Below are 13,402 nucleotides of genomic sequence, written 5' to 3'. Positions count from 1 at the left end.
CCTGCCCGGTCCTGCCAAACGTCAGGTATTCGTGCACGGCACCAGCCCGGAGACTTTCATGAGCACGAAAAACGACTATCTGGTTGCGGATATCGGTCTTGCCGATTTCGGCCGCAAGGAAATCACCATCGCCGAGACCGAAATGCCGGGCCTGATCGCCTGCCGCGAGGAATTCGGCACGACCAAGCCGCTGAAGGGCGCGCGCATCACCGGCTCGCTGCACATGACCATCCAGACGGCCGTGTTGATCGAAACACTGGTCGCCCTCGGCGCCGACGTGCGCTGGGCTTCCTGCAACATCTTCTCGACGCAGGACCACGCTGCAGCAGCCATCGCCGCCACCGGCGTTCCGGTCTTTGCGGTCAAGGGCGAAAGCCTCGAAGAATACTGGACCTACACGGACCAGATCTTCCAGTGGGCCGACGGCGGCGTTTCCAACATGATCCTCGATGACGGCGGCGACGCCACCATGTACATCCTGCTCGGCGCCCGCGCCGAAGCCGGCGAGGACGTTCTGTCGAAGCCCGAATCCGAGGAAGAAGAAATCCTCGTCGCCCAGATCAAGAAGCGCCTGGCCGCTTCGCCGGGCTGGTTCACCAAACAGCGCGACGCCATCAAGGGCGTGACGGAAGAAACCACCACCGGCGTCAACCGCCTCTACCAGCTGCATGCCAAGGGCCTGCTGCCCTTCCCGGCCATCAACGTCAACGATTCGGTTACCAAGTCGAAGTTCGACAACAAGTACGGCTGCAAGGAATCGCTGGTCGACGGTATCCGCCGCGGTACCGACGTGATGATGGCCGGCAAGGTTGCCGTCGTCTGCGGTTACGGCGACGTCGGCAAGGGTTCTGCCGCTTCGCTCTCCGGCGCCGGCGCCCGCGTCAAGGTCACGGAAGTCGATCCGATCTGCGCCCTGCAGGCCGCCATGGACGGCTTTGAAGTCGTTCAGCTCGAGGACGTCGTATCTTCGGCCGATATCTTCATCACGACGACCGGCAACAAGGACGTCATCCGCATGGACCACATGCGCGAGATGAAGGACATGGCGATCGTCGGCAATATCGGCCACTTCGACAACGAGATCCAGGTTTCCGCGCTGCGCAACATGAAGTGGACCAACATCAAGCCGCAGGTCGACCTGATCGAGTTCCCCAAGGGCAACCGCATGATCCTTCTATCGGAAGGCCGCCTGCTCAACCTCGGCAACGCCACCGGTCACCCGTCCTTCGTCATGTCGGCTTCGTTCTCCAACCAGGTCCTGGCCCAGATCGAGCTGTTCACCAAGGGCGAGCAGTATGACAAGGGCGTCCATATCCTGCCGAAACACCTCGACGAAAAGGTCGCGCGTCTGCATCTGGCCAAGCTTGGTGCCAAGCTGACCGAACTTTCGGAAGAACAGGCTGGCTATATCGGTGTGACGCCGACCGGTCCGTTCAAGTCTGAACACTACCGCTACTAGTCCTTACCCGGATAATCCACAACATATAGGGGCCGCGATCTTGACAGGAGATCGCGGCCTCTTTTTTTTCTCCGCCCTTCCCGAGGATTCCCCGAAGGCGTATGTTTTTGGCACAATGATTCGTGACGAAGATGCGGAACAGACGCGTCACGAATGGATGTCTTGTCGTTGAGGCGGCAAACAGACGAAGACATGCCGGACTGCAATCGGAATTGAACGAGGCCCGCGTCAGTGGGATTTCGATTTAGCACTGCGTGGCGATTTGCAACCGGACGAAATGACCCTGAACGGACCCGGCCGAAAGGCCGGGGCACGCTTCAAGGTATTGAATACACAGTTGATCGCGTGATTCGGTTTTCCGGCGCATCGATCATATGTGGTGCAAACGGGGAAGCACGCCATGGAAACAGGTCCTTCGAAACGCGCTGGCGGCCGGATTCCGTCTCTGCTGCGCCGGTTCATGGCGAGCTCGACGCTGGTGGCTTCTGCTGGCCCTGCCTGTGCAGCAGTTGAGGGCGTGGCGACCGCCAACCTTTTCGGCTCGTCCGAAGTCGTCACCTTTTCCCTGCTGATCGGCGTCATTTCCGCAGCAATGCTCTCGGCCATCTGGCTGATAAGGCAGCGCGGCAATATGGAGACCGACAACCGCGAACTGAACACGGCGCTGGCCGATGCCAATCACCGGATTTCGCGTTTCCAGGCGCTGATTGCCGACAAGAACCGCCGCATCGTCGTCTGGGAAGGCCAGGCGAACAAACCTGAATTTCTCGGCCAGCTGCCGGCCGAAACCGGCGCACCACAGGATGACCGCGACTTCCTCGCTTTCGGCCGCTGGATCAAATCGCAATCGGCATCCGAGCTGGAAAAAGCCATCGAACGGCTGCGCTCCAACGCAGAGAGTTTCGATCTTGTCGTCGAAACCAGCCGAAGTGAAATCATCGAGGCCCAGGGCCGCGTTTCCGGCGGCCGCGCTTTCGTCCGGTTCGTCGCATTGAACAATCTGCGGGCCGAGCTGGCGGAACTGAAAATGGAACGCGACCGCCTGCACGGCTGGCTGTCCAACCTGCACACGCTGCTCGATGCGATCGATTTGCCGGTCTGGCAGCGCGGTCCGGACGGCGCGCTCCTCTGGGTGAACGACGCTTATGCCGATGCCGTCGAAGCCACCGATCCTTCAGCCGCCGTCAAGGAAAGCCGCGAGCTTCTGGCAACCGTCGCGCGTGAGAAGATCCGCGTCATCAGCACCTATGATTCGCCCTATCGCGAAAAAGTCTCCACCGTGGTGCGCGGCAACCGGACGTTCTTCGATGTGGTGGATACCAAGAGCACGACCGGATCGGCAGGCATGGCGATCAACGTCTCCGACGTCGAGGCGGTTCGCGAAGAACTCAACCGCACCCTGAAGAGCCACGCCGAAACGCTGGATCACCTGGCAACGCCGGTGGCGATCTTCGACGGCAGCCAGCAACTGCAATTCTACAACCAGGCTTTCCAGCGGCTGTGGGACCTCGACATGGGCTTCCTGGAGCGCAAGCCCGGCAATGGCGAGATCCTCGACCGCCTGCGCGCCGTCGGCAAGCTGCCGGAACAGCTGAACTGGAAGCAGTGGAAAGACGGAGCGCTTGCCGTCTATCAGGCGATCGAGACGCAGTCCGACCTCTGGCACCTGCCCAACGGCCAGACCCTGCGCGTGTTCGCCACCGCCCGCCCGCAGGGCGGAGCGACCTGGGTGTTCGAAAACCTGACGGAAAAGGTCGATCTGGAAACACGCTACAACACGCTGGTGCAGGTTCAGGGCGAGACCATCGACCACCTGTCGGAAGGCGTCGCGGTGTTCGGACCAGACGGCCGCATCAAGCTCTCCAACCCAGCCTTCCGCGCACTCTGGGGCATCAGCGAGATCGAGGCGAAACCGGGTACCCATATCCGCGCCATCGAACTTGCCTGCGCGCCGTCCTACGACCAGCCGGATGGCTGGAAGCAGTTTTCCCATCTCATCACCAGCTTCGACGACGAACGCCCCTCCTGCCAAGGTATTCTGGAGCTGCGGACCGGCTTGATCCTCGATTTCGCCGTCATTCCGCTGCCCAACGCCCAGACGATGCTGACTTTCGTCAACATCACCGATAGCGCCCGGGTCGAGCGCGCGCTGACCGAAAAGAACGATGCGTTGCGGATGGCGGACCATCTGAAGAACGATTTCGTCCAGCACGTCTCCTATGAGCTGCGTTCACCGCTGACCAACATCATCGGCTTTGCCGATCTCCTGAAAACACCCGCTTTCGGATCGCTGACGGAACGGCAGGCGGAATATGTCGATCATATCTCGACATCGTCCTCGCTGCTTCTGACGATCGTCAACGACATCCTCGATCTGGCGACCGTCGATGCGGGGATCGTCGAGCTGGACCTGTCGGAAATCAACCTGACGGATTTCCTCGATGAAGTGTCGTTGCAGATGGCAGACAGGCTGCAGGAAAGCGCCGTCACCCTGCAGATCGATACGCCGGATATGCTGGGTCTGTTCGTGGCCGATCACCAGCGGCTGAAGCAGATCCTCATCAAGCTTTTGACCAATGCCGCCAATTTTGCGCCGGATGGCAGCACCGTCAGCCTGAAATGCCGCCGCGAAGGCAGCGATTTCGTTTTCAGCGTCACCGACAATGGGGCGGGCATTCCCCAGGATGTGCTCGATACCGTATTCAAGCGTTTCGAAAGCCACGGCCAGCATGGCGGCGCGGGACTTGGCCTGTCGATCGTCGAAAGCTTCGTCAGCCTGCATCACGGCACCGTATCGATCCGCAGCCGCGAAGGCGAAGGCACGGAAGTGACCTGCCGCATCCCTTCGGGCGACCTGCCGCAGATCGCTGCGGCGGAATAATGCAGGTGATCGAGCTCACCCTGCAGAACGAGGCTGCCACGATCGAGCTTGGCGAAGATCTGGCGCTGGCCCTGAAAGCCGGCGACTGTCTGGCGCTATCGGGTGATCTCGGCGCCGGCAAATCGACATTGGCGCGCGCCTTTCTACGCGCCCTGGCCGACGATGAGGCGCTCGAGGTTCCAAGTCCCACCTTCACGCTGGTGCAAAGCTATGATCTGCGCATCCCGGTTTCGCATTTCGACCTCTACCGGCTGGCCGACGTTTCGGAACTCGACGAGCTGGGTTTCGACGAGGCCCTGTCGGATGGTATCTGTCTGGTAGAATGGCCGGAGAACGCGCTGGCTGCATTACCCAAGTCGCGGCTGACCGCCACGTTTTCTCATCTCGGCGACGGACGCACCGTCACGATCACCGGCGAAGCTGGCGCCCTTGCGCGGATCGAGCGCAGCCTTGCCATCCGCACCTTCCTCAGACAGCGCGAATATGGCCATGCCAGACGCCGCCATCTCAGCGGCGACGCCTCCGCGCGCGCCTATGAGCGCATTCTCGTTCCCACAGAACCGGTCCGCATCCTGATGGACTCGGCGCGTCACAAGCCCGGTCCCATCCTTCAGGACGGCAAATATTATCAGCAGCTGGCCCATCTCGCCGAAGACGTCATCCCCTTCGTCGCCATCGACCGCGATATCAGGGAGAAGGGATTTTGCGCACCCGACATCTATGAGAGCGATCTCGATACCGGCATCCTGTTGATCGAAGACCTCGGCAGCGACGGTATTCTCGACGCGGACGGACAGCCGATCACTGAGCGTTACCTGGAAAGCGTGCGTGTCCTTGCGCATTTGCATGCGCAGCCGGTGACGCGGAATATTTCGCTCGGGTCCGTCACCCACCACATTGCCGATTTCGACCGCACCGCGATGAAGATCGAGACCAGCCTGCTGCTCGACTGGTACCTGCCCTGGAAACGCGGCGAAAAGGCTTCCGATGCCGAGCGCCACGACTATTTCGCGGTTTGGGACCAGCTGATCGATCTTATGGCTTCATCGGAAAAGAAGCTGCTGCTGCGCGATTTCCATTCGCCCAATATCATCTGGCGCGGCGACTGCTCCGGCTTCGACCGCATCGGCATCATCGATTTCCAGGATTCGATGATCGGCCCGACCGCCTATGACGTCGCCTCGATCTCGCAGGATGCCCGCGTGACGATCGAACCGGACCTACGCGACGCGATGCTTTCGCTCTACTGCGCGGAACGCAACGTGCTCGGAGCGTTCGACGAGACGACGTTCCGGCGCGACTGGCACCTGATGTCGGCGCAGCGCAATTGCAAGCTCGCCGGCATCTGGGTGCGCCTGATGCAGCGCGACGGCAAGCCGTTCTACATGAAGCATATGCCGCGCACATTTTCCTATCTTGAGGTGGCGCTTCAACACGAAGCACTCGCGCCCTTGCGCGATTGGTGCATAAAGGCTGGAATCCTTTAGGCCGAATCAGCGGTCGAAGCTTCAGTGGAATACGTGCTGCCCATGTCCATCATCGAAAACGCCATGGTGCTCGCTGCGGGACTTGGAACCCGCCTGCGTCCCATCACCGACACCATGCCGAAGCCGCTGGTTCCGATCGCGGGAAAGCCGATGATCGACTATGTGCTCGATCTCCTGGAGGCTGCGGGCGTGACGACGGCGGCGGTCAACGTTCATCATTTCGCCGACCGGATGGAAGCGCATCTGGCTGAGCGAAGCCGGCCAAGTATCGTTATTTCCGACGAGCGGGCAGCGCTGATGAATTCCGGTGGTGGCCTGGTCAAGGGATTGAAGCTGCTGCCCGAAGGTCCGGTTCTCGTCATGAATGCCGACCTGTTCTGGGTTGGGGAAAAGCCGGGCGAGCCGTCCAATCTCGAAAGGCTCGCATCCTTCTTCGATCCGGAAACCATGGACATGGCGCTTTTGTGCGTGCGCAACGAAGACACGACCGGCCATAACGGCAAGCTTGATTTCTCGCTCGATGCGGAGGGACGGCTGTCGCGCTTTAAGGACGGCATGGACAATCCTGTCGTTTATGCCGGCGCAATCGCCCTTCACAGCCGCCTTTTCACCGGCGCGCCGGATGATGCCTTCAATCTCAACATCTATTTCGACCGGGCAATCGCCCAGAACCGCCTTTTCGGTATCGTCCTCGATGGCCATTGGCTGACGGTCGGAACGCCCCAAGCGATCGGCCAGGCCGAGGACGCCATCCACCAGTTTGCAACAGGAGCCTGATGACGTGACGTATCCCGTCTCCAACGTCTTCACCATTCCACCCGGCCTTCCCTTCCTGAAGACCCTGGTTGAAAAGCTGTGCTCCGGCGAACTGATCCCAGGTTTCCGCTATGATACCGCAGATCCGCTGTCGCTTGCCGGCGTGACCATTTTCGTGCCGACCCGGCGATCGGCCCGCGTGCTGCGTTCGGAACTCGTTGATTGCCTTGGTGGACGCTCGGCGATCTTGCCGATGATCCGCGCGCTGGGCGAAACCGATGACGATAGCGGTTTTTTCGATGCCGAAATCCCGGCGATCCTCGATCTCGCACCGCCTTTGCCCAATATCGCCCGGCTGATCGAACTTGGCTGCCTCATCCTTGCCTGGCGAAACCAGCTGCCGAAGGCTGTGCTCGACGTGCATGCGGAAAGCCCGCTGATCGCCCCGGCCAGTCCCGCCGATGCCATCTGGCTGGCGCGCAATCTCTCCGAGATCATCGACGCGATGGAGACGGAGGAACTGGACTGGGACGCGCTCGGCAAGCTCGACGACGCCGACCATGCGCTGTGGTGGCAGTTGACTCTGGCCTTCCTGAAAATTGCCAGCAGTTACTGGCCAGCCCGGCTGGAGGAGCTAAAACAATCCTCGCCGGCCCGCCACCGCAACGCCATCCTTGAAGCCGAGGCCATGCGCATCGCCAACGGCAAGGTGACCGGCCCGATCATTATTGCCGGCTCAACCGGCTCGATCCCGGCAACCGCCAAGCTGATCGCTGCGGTCCAGAAGCTTTCGAACGGCACGATCGTCCTGCCCGGCCTCGACCAGACGATGAGCGATGCCGAGTGGATGATGATCGCCCCGGAATCCGGAACGCTGACCGGCCGGCCGGATCCGGCAAGCCGCAGCCATCCGCAATACGGGTTCTTCCGCCTGCTGAAGCGCATGGAGGTCTCCCGGCAGGAGGTTGCGGTACTCGGCGCTCCGGACCCTGATCTCGATTACCGGGCAGAGCTGATCTCCCATGCCCTTCTGCCGGTCCAGGCGACCAGCAGCTGGACGGCCTTGCGCGGCGGGGTCGATCCCACCCGGCTGACCGCAGCGTTCTCCGACGCGGCGCTGATCGAAACGGCCAATGAGCGCGAGGAGGCAACGGCGATCGCCATTGCGCTTCGTCTGGCGCTGCACGGCAATGAGGAAAGCCAGGCAGCCCTTATCACCCCCGACCGTGACCTTGCCCGCCGGGTGGCGGCAGAACTGATGCGCTTCGGCATCGAGGCCGACGATTCCGCCGGCACGCCGCTCTCGTCCACCGGACCCGGCAGCCTGACGCGTCTGCTGCTCGAAGCATCGTTGCGGCCGGGCGATCCCGTCTCCATCGTGGCGCTTCTCAAACATCCGCTCGCCCGTTTCGGCCTTTCATCCGAAGCGATGAACGCGGCGGCCACGACGCTGGAGCTGATGGCGCTGCGCGGCGGCACCGGCAGCGCCGATATTTCCGAGCTTGAAACCCTTCTCGACCAGACGCTGCAGCATGAGATCGGCAAAAAGCATCTGCCGGAATGGCGCGGCCGGATCGATGACGAGGCCATCGAGCAGGCCCGCGATCTTGCCCGGCGCATTGCAGCAGCAGCCGAGCCTCTGGCGGGAACCCTGGTGCGCCACCACCGAAGCGGCCGGGGGCTGACGGCAGCCTTGCCGCTCTCGCAATGGGCAGAGAAAACCGGAGCCGCGCTGGAAGCGGTCGCCATCGATGAGCAAGGCAGCCTTGCCGGGCTGTGGTCGGGTGAAGCCGGCGAAGCACTGGCGACGCAGCTGCGCTCCGTCATCGACACCGAAGGCCAGCTGACGGCGCATGGGCCGCAATGGAGCGATATCGTCGAAGCCTTGTCGGCGAGTGAATCGATCAAGCCGCGCTCGATGCGCCATCCCCGCGTGTTCATTTTCGGTGCACTCGAATCCCGCCTGCAAAGCGTCGATCTGGTGGTTCTCGGCGGCATGAACGAAGGCACCTGGCCCGGCCAGACGGCCAATGATCCATTCCTGTCGCGCACGATGAAGACGACGATGGGGCTTGAGCCGCCGGAGCGGCGGATCGGCCAGCTGGCGCATGATTTCCAGATGGCCTGCGGCACGCGCAAACTCATTCTGACCCGCGCCATGCGCAAGGGCGCAACCCCGACCGTCGCTTCCCGCTGGCTGCAGCGGCTTCTGGCAGTCGGTGGCAAGCCCTTTGCGGCAACGTTGCGCGACAATGGCAGGGATTATCAGCAATGGGCTGGCATGCTGGATCAGGGTGTCACCCAGCCGCTGGCCAAAAGGCCGGAGCCGAAACCATCGGCGGAACACCAGCCGCGCAGTTATTCCTTCAGCGAGGTGAGCCGGCTGCGCCGTGACCCCTATGCCGTCTATGCGCGGCGTATCCTGCGCCTGCAGCCGATCGATCCCTTCAACCGCGATCCGGGCGCTGCCGAGCGCGGCACGCTGTACCACAAGATCGCCGAGCGTTTCGTGCGCGCCGGCCTGGATGCGGCATCGCCGCAGGCGCAAGTGGAGATGAGCCGGATTCTCAACGAGGCTTTTGACGAGCAGGCCCTGCCTTCCCATATCGATATCGTCTGGCGGCCGCGCTTTGCCGCTGTCGGCAAGGCTTTCATCGATTGGGAAATCAGCCGCCAGGGCGATGTCCGCAAGAGTTTCACAGAACTCTACGCCTCGATGGAACTTGGGGTTTCCGACATCAGGCTGACCGGCATTGCCGACCGGATCGATATTCTCGGCGATGGAAGCGCCGTGATCGTCGATTACAAGACGGGATCGAACCCCTCGATCAACGAGGCCCGCGCCCTGCTCGATCCACAACTGGCGCTGGAGGCGGCAGCGCTCAAGGCCGGCGCCTTCCAGAAAGCTGGGGCAAAACACCCGCAATCGCTGCTGTATGTCCGCCTGAAACCCGGCGAACGGTTTGCCGTTCAGGAGGTCAACAACGAGCATGCCAAACCGCGCGCCAATGTCGAAAACAAGTCGGCCGAGCAATTGGCCGAGGATTCGCTGAAGGAGCTCACCGGGCTTCTCGCCGCCCTGATGAGCGGCAAATACGGTTTTGCCTCCCGGTTGATCGTGCAGAAGGAACGCGATTACGGCGGCGAATACGACCATCTGGCCCGCGTTGCCGAATGGGCAACGGCGGAAGGCGAGGATGACAGCAATGAAGGATGACGATTTCGGCCCGCTAGAGCCGACGCCGCAGGCCTGGCTCGACTGGACCTCGGCCAAGCAGGCACTTGCCTCCGACCCCGCCCGCTCCGCCTGGGTTTCCGCCAATGCCGGCTCCGGCAAGACGCATGTGCTGACACAGCGCGTTATCCGGCTTCTTTTGTCCGGTTGCCGGCCCTCGGCGATCCTTTGCCTCACCTATACCAAGGCCGCGGCATCGGAAATGTCCAACCGCGTGTTCGAGCGGCTGGCCGAATGGGTGACCCTGGATGACGACGCCCTGGATGACCGGATCGCGGCGATCGAGGGCGAGAGGCCTGACCTGTTGAAACGCCAGGAGGCCCGCCGCCTGTTTGCGCGGGCGCTGGAAACGCCCGGCGGCTTGAAGATCCAGACGATCCACGCCTTCTGCGAAGCGCTGCTGCACCAGTTTCCGCTCGAGGCCAATGTCGCCGGTCATTTCTCCGTGCTCGACGACCGCGCCTCCGCCACGCTTCTGGCCGATGCACGGCGGGCGCTATTGACCGCCACTGCAAGCGAGGACGACCGCGAACTGACCGAGGCGTTTGCGACGGTGCTCGACCTCGCCGACGATACCGGGCTTGAAAAACTGCTGTCTGCCATCGTTGCCCAGCGCACGCCGATCCAGCTTTTTCTCGATGAAGCCTCCATTAAGGGGGGTATCAATCCGGCGCTTCGCCTGGCCCTGGGGCTCGGCCCAGATGAGACGACCCAAACAGCATTAGCCGGATTCTGGCCTTTGAAGGGACTGAACGGTGCGGCGCTGGAACGCTATATCGGCATGGCGCTTTCAGCCGGGGGAGCCAAGGTTACGGAATTTGCCGATGGCCTGCGCACGGTCGGCAAACTCGCCGATCCGCTGCAGCGCTACAATGCGCTGAATGGGCTGTTCTTCACCCAGGCTGGCAAGCCGAAAGCCGATTCCGCCTTCCTGTCCAAGGGCATGCGCGACAAGGCGCCGGATCTGGAAGATCTCGTCAACGCTGCCCGTGACCATATCGCTGCCGCCACCGACCGGCTCAACCTGATTGCGATGTTCGAGGCCACCAAGGCGGCACTGGTGCTCGCCGACCGGCTGAACGACGACTACGAGGACATCAAGAAAAGCCGCAGCCAGCTGGATTTCGATGACCTGATCAACCGCACGGCGATGCTTTTGTCACGGGGCGATGTCAGCCGCTGGATTCACTACAAGCTTGACCAGGGCATCGACCATATCCTTGTCGATGAGGCGCAGGACACCAGCCCGGTGCAATGGACGATCATCCAGTCTCTCGCCGAGGATTTCTTCTCCGGCGAAACGGCGCGCGGTGGCAACCGGACGATGTTTGCCGTCGGCGATGAGAAACAGTCGATCTATTCGTTCCAGGGCGCCCGGCCCGAGCGGTTTTCCAACGAGAGTATCGAGACCGAACGGCGGGTCCGCGATGGCGGCAAGGCCTTCAGCCCGATCCGGCTGCAGCTGTCGTTCCGCTCTACCGAGGACGTGCTTTCGGCCGTCGATACCGTGTTTGAAAATCCGCTCCACGCCCGCGGCCTCAGCGCCCGCAACGATGCCGTGGTGCACGCGTCCAACCGCATCGGCCATCCCGGTGTCGTCGAGGTCTGGGATGCGATCGCGCCGGCCGACAGCATCCAGGAGGACGACTGGACGGCCGCCTTCGACGCGACGCCGGAGGATGCGCCGGCCAATATCCTGGCACAGCGCATCGCCTCTATCCTGGCCGACTGGATAGGCCAGGAAACGGTGATCGAAAAGGGCGTTAAAAGGCCAATGCAGCCGGGCGATATCATCGTTCTCGTTCGCAAGCGCGATGCCTTCGTCAACGCGCTGACCCGGGCCTTGAAGACAAGGCAGAACATTCCCGTTGCCGGCGCCGACCGGCTGGTGCTGACCAATCATATCGCCGTGCAGGACCTGATGGCGCTTGGCCGTTTCGTGCTTCTGCCGCCGGATGACTTGTCGCTGGCTGCGGTTTTGAAAAGCCCGCTGTTCAACCTTGGCGAAGACGATATCGCCGCTTTGGCCGTGGGCAGGCCGGCATCCGTCAGCGTCTGGAAAAACCTTCTGGATTTCGGCGCCGACGAGACGAGCCGCTACCATTCCATCCTGAGAAAGCTGCAGCGCTACAGATCGCTGTCACGTACCCTGCCCGTGCATGATTTCTACGCGCAGATTCTTGGCCAGGACGGCGGACGCGCGGCCTATCTTGGACGGCTCGGCACCGAGGTCAGCGACATCCTCGACGAATTTCTAACCTTTGCGCTCGACCACGAAAAAAACGGCCTACCCGGCCTGCAGGCGTTCATTTCCGGGCTGGAAATGGAAGCGCCGACGGTCAAGCGCGAGCAGGACAAGGAGCGCAACGAGGTCCGCATCATGACGGTCCACGCGGCGAAGGGCCTGGAAGCGCCGGTGGTCTTTCTGGTCGATGGCGGCGGCAAGGCATTTAACTCCCAGCACGTGTCGGGCCTGCGCATGATCAAGCAGGACGATCATCCAGGCACGATGCCGCTGCCCGTCTGGCGCCCGCCGGGTGCTGCATCCACCATCCTGGTCGATGCGGATACGGACCGGCTGAAGACGGCAGCCGAGGAAGAATACCGCCGCCTGCTCTATGTCGGCATGACGCGTGCCGCCGACCGGCTGATCGTCTGCGGCTATCAGGGCAAACGCGGCAATCCTGAAAGCTGGCATGCAATGGTCACCGCCAGCCTGTCCGTCGATGAGCGCGGCCGCAGCGCGCCGATGACATTTGCCGCCGGAGATCAGGAGTGGACCGGCTATCGCTGGCAGGTTTCTGTGGTTGGCCGCGATCTGCAGACGCAGCAACGGGGTGAGGATACGGCGGAAGCGCAACGCGTGGGCCTGCCGCCGGCACTGCTGCAGCCTCTGCCGCCGCAGAAACATCTGCCCCGGCCTCTCAGCCCTTCCGGCGCGGGTGCCGTGATCGATGAGGAAGAGAGCGGCTCCATCATGGGCTCCGCCCTGTTCTCGCAAAAGCCAGGTGCCGATACGTCGCTGCTGCGCGGTGCGATCCTGCACCGGTTCCTGCAGGTGCTGCCTTCGATCGCACCGGAGGAACGACGGACTGCGGCCGAGCGTTATCTGCTTCGCTCCGTTCCGCGCTGGTCTCCTGGCCAACGGCAGGCACTGACCGAATCAGTCCTGAAAGTGATCGAGCATCCCGAGCTCTCAACGCTGTTTTCCGAAGGCAGCCGGGCGGAAGTGTCCGTCATGGGTACGCTCAAGCTCGGCGCCAAGGACTTTGCGGTGTCCGGCCGGATCGACCGGCTGGCCGTATCGGAAAAGACCGTCATCATTGCCGACTTCAAGACCAATCGTGATATCCCTGCGTCCGCTGAAGCGGTCCCCTTCGTCTACCGGGCGCAGCTGGCCATTTATCGCGCCCTGCTGCAGCCGCTTTACCCGGATCACTACATCCAGTGTGCGCTGATTTACACCGGCGGACCCACCGTTCTTACCCTGCCGCAGGCGATGCTGGACAGCAGTCTTGTGGAGCTCGCGACAAAGTGAGATAGGAATGGGATTGAAAAGCTGACGCTCAACCATCACATGATGG

6 protein-coding genes are annotated in these 13,402 nt (G+C 62.2%); all 6 read left to right on the top strand.

The window, feature by feature from the left end:
• Positions 1 to 58 precede the first annotated feature (58 nt).
• The 6 genes from ahcY (at position 59) to addA (ending at position 13,356) form a co-directional block, all read left to right on the top strand.
• The gene (gene ahcY, locus ACP7E6_RS20040; protein WP_426231463.1) at positions 59 to 1,459 is read left to right on the top strand and encodes an adenosylhomocysteinase; all 1,401 of its coding nucleotides are present in this window, start codon (positions 59 to 61) and stop codon (positions 1,457 to 1,459) included.
• Between the two features lie 400 nt (positions 1,460 to 1,859).
• Positions 1,860 to 4,340, top strand: coding sequence for an ATP-binding protein (locus ACP7E6_RS20035; RefSeq protein WP_426231462.1), 2,481 nt, complete (start codon positions 1,860 to 1,862; stop codon positions 4,338 to 4,340).
• A complete protein-coding gene (gene tsaE / locus ACP7E6_RS20030; protein ID WP_426231461.1) occupies positions 4,340 to 5,827 on the top strand; it encodes a tRNA (adenosine(37)-N6)-threonylcarbamoyltransferase complex ATPase subunit type 1 TsaE in 1,488 nt (495 codons plus the stop codon). The genes ACP7E6_RS20035 and tsaE overlap by 1 nt, the downstream gene beginning before the upstream one ends.
• Positions 5,828 to 5,869: 42 nt before the next feature.
• The gene (locus tag ACP7E6_RS20025; RefSeq protein WP_426231460.1) at positions 5,870 to 6,604 is read left to right on the top strand and encodes a nucleotidyltransferase family protein; all 735 of its coding nucleotides are present in this window, start codon (positions 5,870 to 5,872) and stop codon (positions 6,602 to 6,604) included.
• A 4-nt stretch (positions 6,605 to 6,608) separates the two neighbouring features.
• Positions 6,609 to 9,800: a double-strand break repair protein AddB gene (gene addB, locus ACP7E6_RS20020; protein WP_426231459.1), complete on the top strand. Its 3,192-nt coding sequence runs from the start codon at positions 6,609 to 6,611 to the stop codon at positions 9,798 to 9,800.
• Positions 9,790 to 13,356, top strand: a complete 3,567-nt coding sequence (gene addA, locus ACP7E6_RS20015; RefSeq protein ID WP_426231458.1) for a double-strand break repair helicase AddA — start codon at positions 9,790 to 9,792, stop codon at positions 13,354 to 13,356. Before addB ends, addA begins: the two co-directional genes overlap by 11 nt.
• The last annotated feature ends 46 nt before the right edge of the window (positions 13,357 to 13,402 follow it).

This window comes from Pararhizobium sp. DWP3-4, from assembly GCF_049898205.1.
In the GTDB taxonomy this organism is placed as follows: domain Bacteria; phylum Pseudomonadota; class Alphaproteobacteria; order Rhizobiales; family Rhizobiaceae; genus Pararhizobium.
The sequence above is the reverse complement of the archived record's forward strand: the minus strand, read 5'-3'. Positions and strand labels throughout refer to the sequence as shown.